We start from the raw sequence: 17,568 nt of genomic DNA, 5'->3' as shown, positions 1-17,568 counted from the left end.
TCGGTCTGTCCCGACTCAGGCTGGCAGCCCTCGGTTTCGCCGGCGAGGCTTGACGGCCGATCGACAGAAACCCGGTGTGCCGGTGTCCGGGGAGGTCGCCGTCGCCGGCTACTCCGACGGGTCGCGTCGCTGATTGATCGTCATATCGCGGCCCGCCATGTAGGCGTCACGACCGGCGCGGACGTTCTGGACGACCGATCCCGTGGGCGCGTATTCGGCAGCCCATTCGGCGAGTTCGGCGGCGAAGCCCTCGTCGCGCCGGGCGTACCAGGTCAGTGCCGCAGTCAGCTCGCCGATCCGCGCCTCGTCCGACGGATGCTCGACGGCCTGTTCCAGCGCGTCGATCGACCGTGCGTCCGTGTCGAAGACCGCGCGTACCCGTTCTCGGATGCGGGCGACCACGCCCAGAGCGGTGTGCTCCGCCACTCCCGACACCGCACCGGTGGCCGCCATCAGGGCCACCGCCTCCGACACCGCCGTCACGTCCATCGCGAGAATCCTCCCGCTCGCCGAGCGTCGCTGAGCCAGCCGACGAAACACGATCCGTCATCTTCGACGCGCCCGCTCCCCGTACGGTTCGCCATCCGCGGGGGCACACCTCATCGGCCGCCACGGGCCCGATCATCGCACCTGCCACCGACACCTTCGGCCCCCGTGATCGAGGTGCCGGGAAATGTCACCGGGGTCGGCCATGCTCTCCTCGCGGGTCCCCGAAAAGAGAGGCTTCCCCCATGTCGAACCCTGTCTCCGGCCGACGCGAAGGCGCGCGTACGGGCCGGGCGGTGAGACGGTCCGCGCAGTCCCCAGGTCTGTTCTGGGACTGGTCGCCGGTCCGCGATCGGCCGTGCCGGGCGCGGGTGGAAGGGCGCCGGCGATGACCGTGGAGGAGCGGGAGCGGCGGAGCGTCGTGCGGGTCGTCCCGCCGGTCCGGCCGCGGAAGCTGGCGAAGGTGCCGTTCGTCGAACTCGCGGACGGGCGGCTGCAGGGCGTCGTGTCCAGCGGATCGGACATCGCCCGCGTCTACGTGTCGTCGATCGCGGCGCGCACCCATGGCTACAGCTGCGGAACGAACAACAACCGGCCCTGCGGAGGGCTCCACGGCGCGCCGTGCAAGCACCTGCGAGCGCTCGTCGATGAGGCGGTGCTGCAGTACGGCCTCGACCGCGTCGCCCGGTACCTGCGGGTGGACGTGGGCGAGGGAGAGGATCTGATGAGCCGGCTGGACGGTTCGCCGGAGCCCGCGCCGGCCGCCGTGGTTTTCAGCCGCTTCCTGCGGCACCTGGCCTACCTGGAGCTCCCGGACACCACGGAGCCCATCGACGAGCTGCACTGGTTCCCGGCGATGGGGGCGGTGCGCTGATGCTCGGTGTGCAGCTGGCGGCCCTGCTCGACGGTGCGGTGCCGGGGGTCGAGGAGACCCTGGATCTGGTGGCCGGGTTCGACGCGGCCCTTATATATGGCTTCGCCCGGCTGGATGAGCAGCATGCCGGGCACCTCGCGGCCGTGGCCGGGGCGCTGGGCGAGACTCCGCTCGGGCCGGCGGTGGGCGAGGCCGTGGAGAAGGTCACGGCGGGTTCGATCGGAGACGAGCAGCTGGCGGTGCTCGCCGGCGCGCGTACGGCGCTGGTCGGGGCGGTGCACGACGCGCAGCTCGACCGGCTCGACACCGCGCTCGGCCGTACGAGAGCGTCGTGGGACGGGACGCCGTCCGCGTCGGCGGCCGACGGTCCGCTCGGGGCGAGCCGGTCCTGGCTGCAGGAGCTGGCCATCACCGGGTGGCGGGGAGTCGACCATGATCTGGTGTCGGCCTCCGACCAGGCCATCTCCGCGCTGCTCGCCGAGCCCGGCCGGCGACGGCTCGCGGTGCTGCTCGACGGTCTGGCCGCGGAGCTGCGCGCCTCGTGCCCGGTCGCGACGATGGACCGGGTGCCCGCCCGGCGCTGGGCCGACCTGTGGGCGCGCGCCCTGCTGCTGTCGCAGCCCGGTGCCCAGAGAGCGGCCGAGCCTGTCGGTGTGGTGTCGGGACGGTTCCTCCCGCTCGGGGTCGACGTGCATGAGCACGGCACCGCCGTTCAGATTCAGGTGCACGCGATCCTCGAGGCCGCCGATGGTTCCTCGCCCCGGCTCGTACGGACGAGCGTCGCCGCCGCGAAGGTCGACACGATCGTCGGACCGGCGTTGTGGCGGCTGTTGGACGGGCATCCCGTGCTGCTGAAGGCGCTGGCCGAGCACCGGAGTGTGGAGCTCACGGACCTGCCCGTCACGGCGGGTGGCGACCTGCTGTGGCGGGACGGCGAGGCCACGCTCGGGGAGCCGGCCGAGCCGTTCGCGACGGCCCGGCTCCGGCTCGCGGACGCGCTCGCGCCGGCCGCACCTCCTCTCGAGCGGCATCCCGTCCGCATCGCCGAGCCCGTCCTGCTGGAGGGGTACGCCGTGGACGGCGGCGTGCTCGAGCTGGACGGGAAGACCCTGACCGTCGACCTGGACCGGCTGCCGGGCTGTGGCCCGGTGACGCCGGAGCTGGTGGCCGCCTCGTCGGCTTGCATCGGCCTGCTCCGCTGGGACGACGGCCGATGGCTGCTGCAGCCGCTCGCGGTGCAGGCGACGGTCAAGCGCAAGGCCGTCGAGGCGCACACCGGCGACTGGGCGCTCGGCCCGACCGATCCGAAGGTCGTCAAGGCCGAGGCGAAGGCCGGCGACGCGGTCGCGGTGCTGCGTGAACGCGCGGGAAGGCTGCTGCGGAAATGAGCGAGCACACCCCTGACGCGGCGTCGAGCGACTCCGACGCCGCAGAGGAGAGTCGGCGGCAGGTCCTCTACTGGCGGCTCCTGGCGCGGATGTTCGACCACGAGGAGCAGCCCGCGCTGGAGGCCGCGAGTGTGGCGATCGTCGAGGACATCGGGCTGCCGCCCGCACTCCTCGACCCTTCGGTGTCGGTGGACAACCTCGTCCAGCGCTTCCCCGACCTGAGGGACGAGCTGGCGGGCCTGATGGCCCCCGGAGACGACGATCAGCGGGTACGCCGGGCCGCGCTCGTGTCCAAGCTGCTGCTCAACGTCATGGCGACCGGATCCGGCAGCGTGACCGCGACACAACTGGCCGACTGGCAGCAGGACGCCGGCTGGCTCAAGCGGGCGCTCGGCGACGAAGGCGCGGGGGAGCTGTCCGGTGTGCTGTCGGGGCTCGAGGGCGACCTCGTCAGCCGGATGCGGCTGCGTGAGGTGCTTGCCGATCCGGTGCTGGCCCGCCAGTTGACGCCGAGCATGTCGCTCATCGAGCAGCTGCTGCGCGACAAGGCGAACCTCTCGGGCGTGGCGCTGGCCAACGCCAAGGCGCTGATCCGCCGCTACGTCGACGAGGTCGCCGAGGTGCTGCGCACCCAGGTCGAGCAGACCAGCGCGGGCACGATCGACCGGTCGGTGCCGCCGAAGCGGGTGTTCCGCAACCTCGACCTCGACCGCACCATCTGGAAGAACCTCACCAACTGGGACCCCGACGAGGAGCGCCTGTACGTCGACCGGCTCTTCTACCGGCAGACGGCGAAGCGCACCACGCCCGCTCGCCTGATCGTGGTCGTCGACCAGTCCGGGTCGATGGTCGACTCGATGGTGAACTGCACGATCCTGGCGTCGATCTTCGCGGGCCTGCCCAAGGTCGACGTCCACCTGATCGCGTACGACACGCGCGCGCTCGACCTGACGCCCTGGGTGCACGACCCGTTCGAGGTGCTGCTGCGGACAAAGCTCGGCGGCGGCAACGACGGGCCCGTCGCCATGGCCATGGCCCGGCCGAAGATCACCGATCCGCGCAACACCGTGCTGGTGTGGATCTCCGACTTCTACGAGTTCGACCGGTCGCAGCCGCTGTTCGACGGCATCCAGGCGGTGCACCGCTCCGGGGTGAAGTTCATCCCGGTCGGCTCGGTGAACAGCTCCGGGCACGAGAGCGTGAACCCCTGGTTCCGCCAGCGCTTCAAGGCCCTCGGCACACCCGTCATCTCGGGACACATCCGCAAGCTCGTCTTCGAACTGAAGAACTTCCTCGACTAGGAGTACGAACGATGACCGATGAGATGCTGCGCGCCCCGGCCGAGGTCAAGTACGCCGAGGAGCTCGACTGGCTGGAGTCCGTCGACGACGGGCCCAAGCCGTTCTCCTGGCGGCTGAGCCCCCGCATGGTCCGGCTGTTCGTCCTGGGCTCCGAGCCGTCGGACGGGCTCGACCGGGAGATCCCGCAGAAGTGGTTCGGCGACCGGAGCTTCGTCGAGCGGAGCATCGTGACGCTGGCCTCCGACCGCGGCCTGCTGCTGATCGGCGATCCCGGCACCGGCAAGAGCTGGCTCGCCGAGCTGCTCTCGGCGGCCATCTGCCGTAACTCGACGCTGGTCGTGCAGGGGACGGCCGGCACCACCGAGGACCACATCAAGTACTCATGGAACGTCTCGATGGTGATCGCCAAGGGTCAGTCCCGCGAGTCGATGATTCCGTCGCCGATCATGACGGCGATGGAGCAGGGGGTGATCGGGCGGTTCGAGGAGCTGACCCGGTCGACGAGCGACGTCCAGGACGCACTGATCTCCATCCTGTCCGAGAAGTACGTCTCGATCCCCGAGCTCGACGACGACAACATCGTCTTCGCCAAGCCGGGATTCTCCATCATCGCCACGGCCAACAGCCGCGACCGGGGCGTGAACGACCTGTCGTCCGCGCTGAAGCGGCGGTTCAACTTCGTCCGCATCCCGGTGGTGACGAGCAAGCGCAGCGAGGCGGAGATCGTCCGCTTCCGTACGACCGAGCTGCTGCGCCGGCACCGGATCGAGCTGGACGTGCCGCCCGCGCTGCTGGACATCCTGCTGCAGAGCTTCGCCGACCTGCGCGCCGCGGCGGCCTCGGCCACCAGCGACGACGAGAAGCTGGAGTCGGCGCTGTCCACGGCCGAGCAGATCGGTGTGCTGGAGGACGCCATCCTGCACAGCCAGTTCTTCGGCGACCGTTCGCTCCGCGCGGAGACGCTCGCGAGCTCGCTGGTCGGCTCGCTCGCCCGCCGTAGCCCGGAGGACCTGGCGATCCTCAACAAGTTCTGGCACGGGGTGATCGAGCCGCGCAGCAAGCAGGACGACGGCGCGCCCTGGCAGGCATTCCTCGAGGGCGGTCGCGAGGCCCTGGGCACGCTCTCATGAGTGATCCTGGCCCGTTCGGGGCGCTCCGGGAGCGGCTGCTCGACGCGGCCGCCACCTTCGCCGGGGGCGGCGGTGGGGTGTCCGACATCCTGGCCGGCATGGTCGGCGACGTCGACCGGGCGCTGCGCGAGGAGCTGGAGATCTTCCCGGTCTGCCATCACTCGCCCGCCTCGGCCCTGGCGATGGCGCGCAGGCTGCGCGAGAAGCGGCCTACGGTCATCTACCTCGAGCTGTGCGAGGACCTGCGGCCGCTCCTCGACGAACTGCGCAACTGCCGGCTGCCGGTCGCGCTGCAGGCGTTCGCGTCCGAACTCGACGACTTCCCGGTGGCCTGGGCGCCGCTCAGTGTCGTGGCGCCCATCACCGAGGCGTCGGCCGAGTACCAGGCCATCGCGTACGCGCTCGACACCCCCGGCGTCGAGCTCGTCCTGGTCGACCGGTCCACCGACCACGTGTTCCAGTGGGAGCCGCGCACATCCGCCGACCCCACGGGCGACGAGGGCGCCGCTTCGCCGGACGACGGTGAGGGCGCGGCCCTGCACGGTGATGCCGTCGGCATCGAGATCGGCGATCTGCGTCCCCGCTTCGCCGAGCTCGAGGCGCACCTGCTGCACCACGGCAAGGTGCGGCACTGGTCCGAGTGGTGGGACCAGTACGTCGAGCAGCCGCTGACCGGTGCCGACTATGACACGTACCGGCAGGTCATGGTCATGATCGGCAGTCTCTTCCGGAGGCTCCGCCCCGAGCGGGACGCGCGGGGCGACCGTGACGAGGACCGCGAGCGCTACATGTGGACCCGGATGCGCGAGCACCTCGCCACGTCCGGGGCCGACCCGGAGCGCTGCCTGTACGTCTGCGGCGCCTTCCACGCGGCCAGCCGGGTCGAGCAGTTCGGACTGCGCGCGGAGGCGCCGTACGACATCAGCCCTCGTACGGCGACCCGCTGGCAGTACGGCCTGATCCCCTCGAGCCACTCCGCGATCGAGGCGCAGTTCGGGCTGGCCCCCGGGTCGGTGTCGGTCGCCGCGGCGACCTGGGCCAAGGCGCTCAAACGCGGCGGCGTCACGCCGTACCGGCTCAAGGGCCAGAAGGGCGAGTCGAAGCCGCCGAAGGCCGTCCGCGCCCGCCCGGTGGGCGAGCCGGTCGCCGACCGGCTCTCCGGCTTCCTGGCGCGGCCGCCCGCCCTGGACGGTCTGGACGAGGACGAGCTTCTCGGCTGGTGCGTCGACATCGTCCGCCTCGCCCGCCGCAACGGCTACCTCGCGAGCACGGCCGACGCGATCGCGGTGTTCGAGACGTCGATCCTGCTGGCGGGCCTGCGCGGGCGGGCACGGCCGACCCCGTACGACTTCCAGGACGCGGCGGTCACCTGCATCGAGAAGGACGTCGTGCCGGGCCGCCGCGACGTACGGCGCCTGTGCGAGATCCTGCTCGGCGGCGACCGGATCGGGCAGGTCGGCTACGAGTCGCTCCCGCCGCTGGCCCGCGACGTGCTCGACCGGCTGGAGCCGCTCGGGCTCGACCTCGCCAAGCGCACGATCCAGCGGGCCCTGCTCGACCTTGACGCGAAACCGGAGCTGCGGTCCTGTTCCGACCTGCTCTGGGTGTTGCGCCGCCTGCTGCCAGAGGGTGCGGTCCGCCCGATCATGGGCGCGCGCCGGCTCGGCGAACGCCCCATCCAGGAGAGCTGGGACCTGGCGATCGGCCGTAACCAGCGGTCGATCGTCGAGCTCGGGTACGAGGGCGTCACCGTCGAACAGGTGCTGGAGCAGCGGCTGCGCCGGGCCGTCGCGGACCCGAAGGCGACGGCCGCGGTCGCGCTGACGGCCGTGGAGGACGCCCTCCTCCACCTGAACGGCCGGCGGGTCGCCGACGACCTGGGCCATCAGGCGGTCGAGCTCCTCGCGGGCGAGCGTACGGTGGACGACGCCCCGGAGGTGCTGCGCCGCATCCGCGGGCTGCTGGCCCACTTCCGTGCGACGGAGCCCGCGTTGCCGGAGTGGTGCGAACGCTTCGTCACCGCCGGATACGCGCACTACTGCACACTGCTGCCGACCGCCTTCGTGGACGAGGACACCGGCGTCCGCCAAGTGGCGGCGATGCTCGGATTCCTGTTCGGGATGGAGAGTCTCGCGCTGTCGCTCGGCTGTGACCACTCTCAGCTCGAACTCGCCGTGAAGCAGTCGCACCCGGAGGCACCGGCCAAGGTCGCGCTGCTGTGGGCGGCGCAGACGCAGCTCGGGGTGCTGCCGCTCGCCGAGCTGCGCGCGCGGTACGACGCGCTGCTCGCCAACCCGCTCGTCGTCCCGTCGATCCCGCTCTACCTGAGCGGGTTCGTCCAGGCGCTCGAGCCCGCACCGTCCCTGGCGCCGGTCGTCGTCGAGATGATGTCCAAGGCGTTCGCTCGGCTTCCGGACCCGGTGCTTCTCCCCTGGCTCCCCAAACTGATCACCACGCTGCGGGCTCAGGCGTCCGAACTGGTGCCGGTGCTCGTACGGGAGGCAGGCCGCGCGTTCCCCGCGACCTTGCCCGCCGTCGACGCCTGGGTGCCTCCGTGGTCCGCGGCACCGCGCCCGCACGACACGGCGGCTTCGGTTCCGGCGTCGGCGCGGGCGGTCGCCGAGCTCGTGGCCCGCCATCCGGTGGCGTGTGACGCCGTGGCCGGGCTCCTCGGCCATGACGCCGGATGGCGGCCGGGTCCGAGCTCCGGCCAGGCCGAGGTCAGCGCCCTGCTGGCCGGGCACGGCGAGACCGCCCGCGCGGTCGCGGCGCTCCTCATGCCGGCGTAGCGCGGACGTGACCGCGTGGGGGACCGACCGACGGTCACGCTGGAGTGGCGCGGACGTGGCGGCGTAGGGGACCGACCGACGGTCACGCTGGAGTGGCGCGGACGTGGTCACGTAGGGGACCGACCGACAGGCCGCGCTCGCTTATCGCGTCCAGGAGCGGCGGCAACGCGCCGAGCGTGTTCCTCCACGAATCGGGTGCCGACGTGCAGTCGGAGTCGTGGAGGAGCACGGTCCCTCCGCCGTCGAGGTCGCGGGTGACCGTCGCGAGGACGGAGGCCGGGGTGGCCGAGCGCGTCCAGTCCCGGCCCCAGTTCGTCCACAGCACCGGTGTGAGGCCCAACCGGCGCGCCGCCCGCAGCGCCGAGGAGCTCAGCACCCCGTACGGAGGCCGGTACCAGCGCGGCACCGTCCCCGTGACCGTGACGATGGACTCCATCGCCCTGGCCAGGTCGTCGTACGTCGCTGCGGGCCCGCGCAGCAGCATGCAGCGGTGCTCCCACCCGTGGACGGCGATCTCGTGCCCGGCCTCGGCGAGCTCCCTCCCCAGGCCCGGGGCGGCCTCGAGCATCCGGCCGAGCAGGAAGAAGGTGGCCTTCACCTCGTACTCCCGCAAGGCGGCCAGGAACGCCGGCGTCGAGCGCGGGTCCGGACCGTCGTCGAACGTGAGCGCCACATGACCGGGCTCGCCGACGCCGGACAGCCCGGGGAACAGCCGCCGGCGCAGCGGCCCGATCGAGGTGACGGCCGGTACGGCGTGCGCGGCGGCGAGGACACCCGCCGCGGTCGCGGCGAGGCGTGTGGCGCTCATCGGTTCGTCTCCGTCATCTCGGCGGGGTGCTGTGACGTGGGTTGTCCGGTCGGGGCGGGACGTGCGGTGTTCATCGGTTCGTCTCCGTCGTCCCGGCGGGGTGCTGTGCCATGGGTCGTCCGGTCGCGACGAGGCGTGTGGTGTTCATCGGGTCGCCTCCGTCATCTCGGTGAGCTCCTTCGACATGTGCCCGCCGGTCGCGGCGGCGTCCGGGCCGGTCGCCGCGGCGATCCGTCCGGTCGCCAGGGCGGTGACGATCGCCGCGGGATCGGTGGCGCCGGGGGATTCCATCATGCGCGGACCGGTCAGCGCCGCGAACAACGCCTCGGGCAGCTCGTCCGGCCGGCGGGCCCACGGCGCCCAGCCGGCCTCGTCGAGAGCGGCCGCGTTCGTCCTGCCGTGCCCCGGGAGGCAGCGGTAGCTGATGACGGGCAGGCCGGACGCCAGTGCCTCGAGGGAGGACAGGCCGCCGGCGTTCTGGACCACGACGTCGCAGGCGCGCATCAACGCCGGCATGTCCTCGACCCAGCCCAGGGGAACGCCGACGCCGGAGCGGGAGAGCTCCTCCCGCAGCGCCGTGTTGCGCCCGCACACGATGACCGGTGTGACCAGCCCGGACGCGGCCACGTCCCGTACGGTGGCCGCGACGTCCCCGCACCCCCACGACCCCGCCACCACCAGGGCCAGACGGTCGGCGTCCGGCAGGCCGAAGCGCAGGCGCGCCACCTGCCGCTCGAGCACGGACGAGGCGGGCCGGAACCCGGGTCGTACGGCGGGCGCGCACACCCGGACGTCGGCCGCGCCGAGCCGCCGCGCCTGCGCCGCCGTCGTCGCATGCAGTGCCAGGTGGGCGTCGACCCCCTCGGCGATCCACAGGGGGTGCACGGACATGTCGGTGAGGTACGTGACGACCGGGGCCCGAAGCGCACCCCGCCGCCGTAGCCGGCCCAGCGCCTGGCTGGCGAGGGGGTAGGTCGAGACGACGACGTCGGAGCCCGCCGCCGTACGGGCGAGACGACGGGCGGCCAGCCCGCTCAGGGCGCGCACCGCCGCCGCGAGGTTCCGCCGCCGGTCCAGCGCGGTGAACAACCGCTCCCAGCTCTCCGGGGCGGCCCGCAGTTGCAGCGCGTACGACTGCCGCAGGAGGCGTCCGAGCGAGGCGGGGAACAGGTCGACGAAGTCGTGGCGGTCGACGGAGAACCCGGCTTCGACGAGCCGGCGCGCCAGCTCGCTCGCCGCGCCGTCGTGCCCGGCGCCGACGCTCGCCGACACGATTGTGACGTGCCGTTTCGTACCGGAGTGGATCAGGGAGGTGTTCACGACCTGGTGCCTTCTGTCTCGACGCGATGGGGACTCCGGCCTGCGTCGGCCGGAAGGGGGAAGGGATCGCTCGCCGCCGCGCTCCGCGTGGCGGCGACCGTCACGACCGGCGGCCACTCCGGATGCGCAGTCGTCCGCACAGGGTGCCACGATGCTCGACGATGACGCTGGTGAACCGCCCGTACGCGACGGCCAGCCAGCAGAACCCGCCGACCGCGGTCACCTCGGCGCGGTGCGTCCGGTCGGTCCATCGGCCGCCGGTGAAGAGCACCACCGGGAGGGTCGCATCGGCCGGCAGCCGGCCCCAGGCGACGGCGCACGGGCGACCGTGGGAGACGCCGCGCCGGGCGCCCCGCAGGATCTCCGGCGCCACCGATGTCCGCACGACGACGTCGACCAGGGTCTCCGCGTCGTACACCTCGAGCGCGGGGCACTCGGTGGCGGCCCGGCCGAGCCGGACCGCCCACGGGGTGCCGGTCAGCTGCCGATCGACGGGCGCCGCGCTGGTGGCCATGGGGGTGATCTCCTTCCGCGCCCGGCTGAATCGGGCACGGAATCAGCGTCGTCGTTTCGGGAGCGGAGATCAGTAATGCGGCCATCCGACTTCGGGTGGCACCAGGTTCACCATCGGCCCTCCGGCCTGCTCCAGGAAGCCCGTCTACCTGGGGAAACGGGCGGACACAGCGGCGTCGTTAGACTCCCGGCATGCTCCTCCCGACGGACGACGAGATCCGCGCGCTGCACGAGAAGCACGCGCCCACCTCTGCGGCGTTCGACCTCGTTCACACGCACTGCGAGATCGTCTGCGGGATCGCGGAACGACTGCTGACCGACGGCGGCCTGGAGGTCGACGCGGATCTCGTACGGGCCGGAGCCCTGCTGCACGACATCGGCGTCTATCGCCTGTACGACGGCGACGGGCGCATCGATGAGGCGGGCTACATCCGGCACGGGATCCTCGGTTACGAACTGCTGAAAGGCGAAGGGCTCCCCGACGTCCTCTGCCGCTTCTGCTCCTGCCACACCGGGGTGGGCATCACCCGCGACGACGTCCAGAGCCAGGAACTCCCCCTGCCGGTCGCCGACTACGTGGCGGAGACACCTGAGGAGGAGCTCGTCATGTACGCCGACAAGTTCCACAGCAAGACCGACCCACCGACCTTCGTCACGGCCGACTCCTACGCCGCCCGGGTCCGGCGGTTCGGCGCGGACAAGGTCGCGCGATTCCGGGCGATGTGCGAGACCTTCGGCGTCCCCGACCTCACGTCATTCGTCGCCGAGTACGGGCACGCTCCGGTGTAGGCGGAGGCGGCTCGTCCCGGGGCACCTCGCCCCGTCAGCTCTTCTCGGCGCCTCGTCCAGGCGGCGGCTCGTTCTCTCGCGTACGGTGCCGATGAGCCACGGCCGAGATCTTCACAGATTCCCCACATATCGTCCGTGGGATCTCCGCGCGCGGCTCCTAGGCTCGCCGCCATGCAACGGATCCTTGTCGTCGAGGATGAGCCCACCATCGCGCAGGCGGTCGCCGACCGGCTGGCCGCCGAAGGCTTCGAGGTGCGAACGGTGGCCGACGGGCCCGGTGCCGTGGCGGCCTTCGCGGAGTACGGGCCTGATCTGGTCGTTCTCGACCTCATGCTGCCCGGCTTCGACGGGCTGGAGGTCTGCCGCCGCGTCCAGGCGCAGCGACCGGTCCCCGTACTGATGCTGACCGCACGCGACGACGAGACCGATCTGCTCGTCGGGCTCGGGGTGGGGGCCGACGACTACCTGACCAAGCCGTTCAGCATGCGGGAGCTGACGGCCCGCGTCCGGGCCCTGCTGCGCCGAATCGAGCACGCCGCCGCGCTGGCCGCCGCTCCAGCCCGCGATGTGCTGCGACTCGGCCCGCTGGAGATCGACCGGGCGGCCCGGAGGGTCGCCGTCGACGGGGCTCCCGTGCATCTGACGCCAACGGAGTACGACCTGCTCGACTGCCTCGCCCGTACGCCGGGCGCGGTGCTGACCCGGGCGGTCCTGCTGGAGCAGGTGTGGGACTGGGCCGACGGCGCGGGGACGCGCGTGGTGGACAGCCACATCAAGGCGTTGCGCCGCAAGCTCGGCGCGGACCTCATCCGCACCGTCCACAGCGTCGGGTACGCGCTGGAGGCCGGCTCGTGAGCGTCATGCACAGGCTGTGGACGGCGCTGCCGCGCCCCCTCGACCCGATGCGGTCCATCAAGATCAAGCTCGGGGTGCTGGCCGTCTGCAACTGCTGCGTCGGCGGGCTGATGATGGTGTGGGGGTACGGCCTGGGCTTCCGCGGCCGGATCACGCTGCCGGTCGCGCTGCTGATCTCCGTCGTGATCACTCAGATCCTGGCGCACGGCATGACGGCGCCGTTGCGTGAGATGACGGCCGTGGCCCGGGCCATGGCACGCGGCGACTACCGCCGTCGGGTCCGCGTGACGTCGCGGGACGAAGTCGGCGAACTCGGCAGGGCCTTCAACCGGATGGCCGACGACCTCGCCGAGGTCGACCGCCAGCGCCGCGACTTCGTCGCCAACGTGTCGCACGAGCTGCGGACGCCGATCGCCGCGCTGCGGGCGATCCTGGAGAACGTCGCGGACGGGGTCACCCCGGCCGAGCCGGAGGTGCTCGAGGGCGCCCTGGCGCAGGTCGAACGCCTGGGCCGCCTGGTCACACAGCTGCTCGACCTGTCCCGGGTCGAGGCGGGCGTGGTCTCCCTGGACCTGACGAGCTTCGAGATCGGCCCCTTCCTGGAGGCCGCCGTCACAGAGGCTCAGGTCGGCCGTCCGGGCCCGGTGTTCGTGGTGCGGACCGAGCCGGGGCTGGTCGTCCGCGCCGACCGGGACCGGCTGCACCAGGTCGTCGCCAACCTGCTCGAGAACGCGGCACGGCACAGCCCGCCCGGTGGCGTCGTCACCGTGACCGCCGCGACGCGAGGCCAGGCGCTCCGCCTCGAGGTCCAGGACGAAGGGCCCGGCATCCCGGTCGCCGACCGCGCGCAGGTCTTCGAACGCTTCTCCCGAGGCTCCGCCTCACAGGTCGGGACCGCCGGTGGCGGCACCGGCCTGGGGCTGGCCATCGCCCGCTGGGTGGTCGACCTGCACGACGGCGAGATCGCCGTCGCCGACTCTCCCCACGGCTGCCTCATCCGCGTCGTACTTCCGCAACCTCCTCAGGGATCGTCATGACCGAGCCTCCGTCCCATCCTCGTCCGAACTCCCCCGAACCCGGCCGATCCTCCTGGGCGGCGCCCTCGGCCGCGCCCGCGTCGGCACCGGTATCGCCCGCCACGAGCCGACCCATCCCGACCGGTGGGGTGCGCATCCCACGGAGGGACCCGCTGCTGATCAAGGAGTGGCGCCGGCCGGCGCGGCCGGCGTCGCCAGGGCTACTGGTCCGCGCGGCGGTGACCGGAGCGGTCGCCGCGGCGCTGTTCCCCGGGCGTCCGGGGCTGAACGTGCCGCTCGCCGGTGTCGCCGCGATCGTCGCCCTGGCCCCGGTCGCCCGCCGGAACCGCACGTCGATCCTGTTCACGGCGCTGACGCTGACGCTGGCGCTGTCGGCGTTGCCCGTGCTCGTCGACGCGGGTTGGGTCGTCGCCCTGGCGATCGCACTGGCCGTGCCGCTCGGGTCGTACGCCGTGACCGGGGGACGGTCCTGGATCGACCTGGTCGGCGGGGGACTCGCGTTCGTGCCGGCGGCTCCGCGTTCGGTGCCGTGGGCGGGCCGCGGCGTGGCCTCGGTCGCCCGGTCCGGACGCCGGCCGACCGGGGCGGTGGTCGGCTCGCTGCTCCTCGCCGCCGTGCTCCTCGTGGTGTTCGGCGCGCTGTTCGTGACGGCGGACGCCGCGTTCGGCCGGGCCGTCGCCGGGCTGTTCCCCGATGTCGGGGCGTGGTCGCTGATCGTCCGGATCCTCGTGTTCGGCGTGGGTGTCGTCGTCGTCCTGACCGGGGCGTTCCTGACCGTGGCGGCGCCGCGCTTCGCCCGGCCTCCAGCGGCCTCGCACATTGGCCGTACGCCGTGGGCCATCCCGATCGTCGCACTCGACCTGCTGTTCCTCGGCTTCGTCGCGATCCAGGCCGACGTCCTGCTGGCCTCGGACCGGGACCGGCTGCTGCGCTCGACGGGCCTCTCCTACGCGGAGTACGCACGGCAGGGCTTCTGGCAGCTGCTGGTCGTGACCGGGCTCGTCCTCGTCGTCGTGGCCGTCGCGGTCCGGTACGCCCCGGTGGCGGGCCGGGCCGACCGGGTCACCGTCCGTACGCTGCTCGGCCTGCTGTGCGCGCTGACCCTCGTGGTGGTGGCCGTCGCGTTGCGCCGGCTGTTCCTCTACGAGCAGGCGTACGGCTGGACGAGGCTCCGGTTGTGGGTGCACGCCTTCGAGCTGTGGATGGGCCTGGTCATCGTCCTGGTCGCCGTCGCGGGGATCCGTCTGAAGGCGACCTGGCTGCCCCGCGCGGTGGCCGCGGCCGGTGCCGCCGGCCTGCTGGCGCTGGGGCTGCTCAACCCCGACGGGTTCATCGCCGCTCACAACGTGGACCGCTTCCGGCACACCGGCAGCGCCGACCTGCCGTACCTGGCCGGCCTGTCCGCCGACGCGGTCCCCGCCCTCGACCGCCTCCCCGAGCCGCAGCGCTCGTGCGTCCTGCGCCACCTCGCGGGATCGCTGCGGCACGGCGACTCGTGGACGCGCTTCAACCTCTCCCGGGCCCAGGCGCGTGACCTCCTCCGCCGGCACCCGGTCCAGCCGTCGTCGGCCTGCCGACCCGTGCCCGCTGGGTGCCGTGGCCGGGCCTACGGCTCCGTGGGCCTGCGGGCGAGGAGTCGGCCCTGCTGGAATCTCCTCTCGTTCCCCCCAGGCTCGCGGCGCAGCCGTGCCACCTCTTCCAGCCCGGCCTTCCGCACCAGGTCCGCGACGTGGTCGGTGGACAGCCGGTAGGCGAGGGACACCTTGTGGTCGAACGGCTCGGCCGGGTGCGGCGAGTCGGCGTCGGTGGCGAAGAAGCCGACGAGCAGATAACCGCCCGGGGCCAATACCCGGCCGAACTCCGCGAAGATCACCGGGAGCTCCTCCGGTGGTGTGTGGATCACGGAGTACCAGGAGAGTACGCCGGCCAGCGTGCCGTCCGCGATGTCCAGGGCGGTCATCGACCCCACTTCGAACCGCAGGTCGGGGTTGTCCCGGCGGGCCAGCTCGATCATCGTCGGCGACAGGTCGACGCCGGAGGCGGTGACGCCGAGCGACGCCAGGTAGGCGGTCATGCGGCCGTGGCCGCAGCCCAGGTCCGCGACCGGTCCGGCTCCGTCGGTCCGTACCATCTCGGCGAAGCCGGCGATCAGCGAGCGGTCCACCGGGTGGTCGTCCATCGCGGTGGGGAAGGTCTCGGCGTACAGGACGGCGATGGCGTCGTACGCGTCCCGGGTGGTTTCGAGGGAGGAGGGTGTGGTCACGGTCGTCGACCATATGGCGGCACGTGATCACGTCTCAAGCCGCACGAGACACGTCGGCCTGAGGCCCTCTGTAGGGGCCGGGAGAGGGCGCGGGCCCGGCCCGGATCGAGTGATCCTGGGCCGGGCCGCGATCGGCCTGCCGATCAGTTCGCCAGACTGGCGAGCATGCCGGGCTCGTAGGAACCGCCCTTGTTGCGCACGATCACGCCGAGCCGGTTGGCGGCGTTGATCATGGCGACCAGGTAGACCAGTGCGATGATCTGATCCTCGTCGTAGTGCTCGCGCACCTGGGCCCAGGTCTCGTCGGACACGCCCTGGTGGGCGTCGGCGAGCCGGGTGCCCTCCTCGACGAGCGCCAGCGCGGCCCGCTCGGCCTCGGTGAACACGGTGGACTCGCGCCAGGCGGCGACCAGGTGGAGCCGGACCGCGGTCTCCCCGGCGACCGTGGCGTCCTTGGTGTGGTAGTCGACGCAGAAACCGCACCCGTTGATCTGGCTGGCGCGCAGCATCACCAGGTCCTGGGTGGTCTTGGGCAGCGACGACTGCTCGATTGCCAGACTGACGTTGTAGAACCGCTTGCCGAGCTTGGCACCGAGCTCGTTGGCGTTCAGGTTCATCCGGGGTTCCATGGCTTCGTCCTCACTCGCCGCTGTTGCGGGCCGCGCGGATCGTTCGCGCAGCGTCCTGACGACCATGGAGATGCCGACGAGCCGCTTCCTGTGACAGAAGCGGCGGTGTGACGTGCGCCACCGATCGCGGGTGTCACAAAGCGGTCGGGACCAGCGTCTTGTGCGTGTGGCACGGACGGCGGCGAACAGGTAGGAGTCCGATATGAGCGAGTACGACGACCGAACGACCGGCTCGGTAGAGCCGCCGGACCGCGGCGGCCGGAAGGACTCCGCCACCGAGGCCTTCGTCGCCCACCGCAACCTGCTGTTCACCGTCGCCTACGAGATGCTCGGCTCGGCCGCGGACGCCGAAGACGTCCTCCAGGAGACCTGGCTGCGGTGGACAGGCGTCGATCTCGACACCGTGCGGGATCAGCGTTCATTCCTGGTCCGGATCACCACCCGGCAGGCGTTGACCCGGCTGCGTACGCTCCGCCGTCGCAAGGAGTCCTACGTCGGCCCCTGGCTGCCCGAGCCGCTGCTGACCGCACCCGACGTGGCCGAGGACGTCGAGTTGGCCGACAGCGTCTCGATGGCGATGCTGCTGGTACTGGAGACGCTTCAGCCGACCGAGCGGGCGGTGTTCGTACTGCGCGAGGTGTTCGATCTGGCGTACGACGAGATCGCCGAGGCCGTCGGCAAGAGCCCGGCCGCGGTCCGCCAGATCGCCCACCGGGCCCGGGCGCACGTCGCCGCGCGCCGACCACGCGGGGTCGTCTCCGCGGCCGAGACCCGAGACGCGCTCGAGGCGTTCCAACGGGCGATCGAAACGGGCGATCTGCAGCGGCTGCTCGACATCCTCGCGCCGGACGTCGTCCTGCTGACGGACGGCGGCGGGATCGTCCAGGCCGCGCTGGCGCCGGTCGTGGGAGCCGACACGGTGGCCCCCGTACTGGGCAGGATCTCCGCCGTGGCGTCGCTGCGGCCGGCCCAGGTCAACGGCCACCCGGCACTGATCATCCGGCTAGACGGCCGGCTCGACAGCGTCATGGCGGTACGCATCGACGACGGCCTCATCACCGGCCTCTACGCCGTCCGCAATCCCGAGAAGCTGTCGCGTGTCGAGCGAGAGACCTCCGTGAGCCGCTGAATTCGAGCGGCTCCGCCGCCCGCCGGGCGACGGTGCGGTCCCTCGCCTCCGGCGTGACGATGGTGGTATGCCGATGACTGTGCCTTCTGGCGATGAGACATGGGCGGATGCCGGTAGCGACGACTCACCGTCGCCACCGGCATTCGTCCGCGTACGGGCGGCAAGGTTGCCGGGGATGACCCTACTTCCGGATAGCCCGAAGTCGGGCAGAACAGCCTCCTTTTGGAGGCTGTGACGCGGACGGCGGCCTTCCTACC

The 17,568-nt window shown here is 72.1% G+C and carries 15 protein-coding genes and 1 pseudogene; 10 read left to right on the top strand and 6 right to left on the bottom strand.

The genetic code is table 11. The features are described 5' to 3' along the window. Positions 1 to 108 precede the first annotated feature (108 nt). Positions 109 to 489, bottom strand: coding sequence for a hypothetical protein (locus tag AB0I04_RS10990; protein ID WP_360882049.1), 381 nt, complete (start codon positions 487 to 489; stop codon positions 109 to 111). Positions 490 to 874: 385 nt separating this feature from the next. On the opposite strand from AB0I04_RS10990, the gene AB0I04_RS10985 reads away from it, so the two are divergent. From AB0I04_RS10985 to AB0I04_RS10965, 5 genes are read left to right on the top strand one after another with little or no spacing between them, the layout of a single operon-like run. Then, positions 875 to 1,360 (top strand): hypothetical protein, encoded by a 486-nt coding sequence (locus tag AB0I04_RS10985; RefSeq protein ID WP_360882047.1) that lies wholly within the window; start codon positions 875 to 877, stop codon positions 1,358 to 1,360. Then, positions 1,360 to 2,748 (top strand): hypothetical protein, encoded by a 1,389-nt coding sequence (locus AB0I04_RS10980; RefSeq protein WP_360882045.1) that lies wholly within the window; start codon positions 1,360 to 1,362, stop codon positions 2,746 to 2,748. The genes AB0I04_RS10985 and AB0I04_RS10980 overlap by 1 nt, the downstream gene beginning before the upstream one ends. Continuing rightward, positions 2,745 to 4,049: a VWA domain-containing protein gene (locus tag AB0I04_RS10975; protein WP_360882043.1), complete on the top strand. Its 1,305-nt coding sequence runs from the start codon at positions 2,745 to 2,747 to the stop codon at positions 4,047 to 4,049. The genes AB0I04_RS10980 and AB0I04_RS10975 overlap by 4 nt, the downstream gene beginning before the upstream one ends. A gap of 11 nt (positions 4,050 to 4,060) precedes the next feature. Next, positions 4,061 to 5,179 (top strand): AAA family ATPase, encoded by a 1,119-nt coding sequence (locus AB0I04_RS10970; RefSeq protein WP_360882041.1) that lies wholly within the window; start codon positions 4,061 to 4,063, stop codon positions 5,177 to 5,179. Then, positions 5,176 to 7,968 (top strand): hypothetical protein, encoded by a 2,793-nt coding sequence (locus AB0I04_RS10965; RefSeq protein ID WP_360882039.1) that lies wholly within the window; start codon positions 5,176 to 5,178, stop codon positions 7,966 to 7,968. The genes AB0I04_RS10970 and AB0I04_RS10965 overlap by 4 nt, the downstream gene beginning before the upstream one ends. A gap of 82 nt (positions 7,969 to 8,050) precedes the next feature. Here the strand turns inward: AB0I04_RS10965 and AB0I04_RS10960 are convergent, their stop codons facing one another. The 3 genes from AB0I04_RS10960 to AB0I04_RS10950 all read right to left on the bottom strand — a co-directional run bounded on the left by AB0I04_RS10960 (position 8,051) and on the right by AB0I04_RS10950 (position 10,610). After that, positions 8,051 to 8,776: a polysaccharide deacetylase family protein gene (locus tag AB0I04_RS10960; protein ID WP_360882037.1), complete on the bottom strand. Its 726-nt coding sequence runs from the start codon at positions 8,774 to 8,776 to the stop codon at positions 8,051 to 8,053. A 144-nt stretch (positions 8,777 to 8,920) separates the two neighbouring features. Beyond that, positions 8,921 to 10,096: a glycosyltransferase gene (locus AB0I04_RS10955; protein ID WP_360882035.1), complete on the bottom strand. Its 1,176-nt coding sequence runs from the start codon at positions 10,094 to 10,096 to the stop codon at positions 8,921 to 8,923. 100 nt (positions 10,097 to 10,196) lie between these two features. After that, positions 10,197 to 10,610, bottom strand: a complete 414-nt coding sequence (locus tag AB0I04_RS10950; RefSeq protein WP_360882033.1) for a hypothetical protein — start codon at positions 10,608 to 10,610, stop codon at positions 10,197 to 10,199. 191 nt (positions 10,611 to 10,801) lie between these two features. Here AB0I04_RS10950 and AB0I04_RS10945 point away from each other — a divergent pair, with 191 nt between their 5' ends. From AB0I04_RS10945 to AB0I04_RS10930, 4 genes and pseudogenes are all read left to right on the top strand, one after another. Next, positions 10,802 to 11,398, top strand: a complete 597-nt coding sequence (locus AB0I04_RS10945) for an HD domain-containing protein (protein ID WP_360882031.1) — start codon at positions 10,802 to 10,804, stop codon at positions 11,396 to 11,398. 171 nt (positions 11,399 to 11,569) lie between these two features. Next, complete coding sequence (locus AB0I04_RS10940; RefSeq protein ID WP_360882029.1) at positions 11,570 to 12,253, top strand: response regulator transcription factor; 684 nt, start codon at positions 11,570 to 11,572, stop codon at positions 12,251 to 12,253. 5 nt (positions 12,254 to 12,258) lie between these two features. Further along, a complete protein-coding gene (locus AB0I04_RS10935) occupies positions 12,259 to 13,290 on the top strand; it encodes an ATP-binding protein (RefSeq protein WP_360882407.1) in 1,032 nt (343 codons plus the stop codon). Beyond that, positions 13,287 to 14,711 (top strand): annotated as a pseudogene (locus AB0I04_RS10930) (DUF4173 domain-containing protein); the annotation flags it as partial. The gene AB0I04_RS10935 and the pseudogene AB0I04_RS10930, both read left to right, overlap by 4 nt. Before the next feature lie 185 nt (positions 14,712 to 14,896). Here the strand turns inward: AB0I04_RS10930 and AB0I04_RS10925 are convergent. Then, complete coding sequence (locus AB0I04_RS10925; RefSeq protein ID WP_360882027.1) at positions 14,897 to 15,553, bottom strand: class I SAM-dependent methyltransferase; 657 nt, start codon at positions 15,551 to 15,553, stop codon at positions 14,897 to 14,899. Between the two features lie 143 nt (positions 15,554 to 15,696). Continuing rightward, entirely contained in the window at positions 15,697 to 16,182 is a 486-nt protein-coding gene (locus tag AB0I04_RS10920; RefSeq protein WP_360882025.1) for a carboxymuconolactone decarboxylase family protein, read from the bottom strand. Positions 16,183 to 16,384: 202 nt separating this feature from the next. On the opposite strand from AB0I04_RS10920, the gene AB0I04_RS10915 reads away from it, so the two are divergent. Continuing rightward, positions 16,385 to 17,311: an RNA polymerase sigma-70 factor gene (locus tag AB0I04_RS10915; RefSeq protein WP_360882023.1), complete on the top strand. Its 927-nt coding sequence runs from the start codon at positions 16,385 to 16,387 to the stop codon at positions 17,309 to 17,311. The last annotated feature ends 257 nt before the right edge of the window (positions 17,312 to 17,568 follow it).

Origin of the sequence: Actinoallomurus sp. NPDC050550 (assembly GCF_040655075.1) — a bacterium.
GTDB lineage: Bacteria > Actinomycetota > Actinomycetes > Streptosporangiales > Streptosporangiaceae > Actinoallomurus.
The sequence above is the reverse complement of the archived record's forward strand: the minus strand, read 5'-3'. Positions and strand labels throughout refer to the sequence as shown.

Excerpts from the sequence above, each read along its gene's own strand:
- AB0I04_RS10990 (WP_360882049.1), bottom strand. The coding sequence starts at position 489 with ATGGACGTGACGGCGGTGTCGGAGGCGGTGGCCCTGATGGCGGCCACC.
- AB0I04_RS10985 (WP_360882047.1), top strand. The coding sequence starts at position 875 with ATGACCGTGGAGGAGCGGGAGCGGCGGAGCGTCGTGCGGGTCGTCCCG.
- AB0I04_RS10980 (WP_360882045.1), top strand. The coding sequence starts at position 1,360 with ATGCTCGGTGTGCAGCTGGCGGCCCTGCTCGACGGTGCGGTGCCGGGG.
- AB0I04_RS10975 (WP_360882043.1), top strand. The coding sequence starts at position 2,745 with ATGAGCGAGCACACCCCTGACGCGGCGTCGAGCGACTCCGACGCCGCA.
- AB0I04_RS10970 (WP_360882041.1), top strand. The coding sequence starts at position 4,061 with ATGACCGATGAGATGCTGCGCGCCCCGGCCGAGGTCAAGTACGCCGAG.
- AB0I04_RS10965 (WP_360882039.1), top strand. The coding sequence starts at position 5,176 with ATGAGTGATCCTGGCCCGTTCGGGGCGCTCCGGGAGCGGCTGCTCGAC.
- AB0I04_RS10960 (WP_360882037.1), bottom strand. The coding sequence starts at position 8,776 with ATGAGCGCCACACGCCTCGCCGCGACCGCGGCGGGTGTCCTCGCCGCC.
- AB0I04_RS10950 (WP_360882033.1), bottom strand. The coding sequence starts at position 10,610 with ATGGCCACCAGCGCGGCGCCCGTCGATCGGCAGCTGACCGGCACCCCG.
- AB0I04_RS10945 (WP_360882031.1), top strand. The coding sequence starts at position 10,802 with ATGCTCCTCCCGACGGACGACGAGATCCGCGCGCTGCACGAGAAGCAC.
- AB0I04_RS10940 (WP_360882029.1), top strand. The coding sequence starts at position 11,570 with ATGCAACGGATCCTTGTCGTCGAGGATGAGCCCACCATCGCGCAGGCG.
- AB0I04_RS10935 (WP_360882407.1), top strand. The coding sequence starts at position 12,259 with ATGCACAGGCTGTGGACGGCGCTGCCGCGCCCCCTCGACCCGATGCGG.
- AB0I04_RS10920 (WP_360882025.1), bottom strand. The coding sequence starts at position 16,182 with ATGGAACCCCGGATGAACCTGAACGCCAACGAGCTCGGTGCCAAGCTC.
- AB0I04_RS10915 (WP_360882023.1), top strand. The coding sequence starts at position 16,385 with ATGAGCGAGTACGACGACCGAACGACCGGCTCGGTAGAGCCGCCGGAC.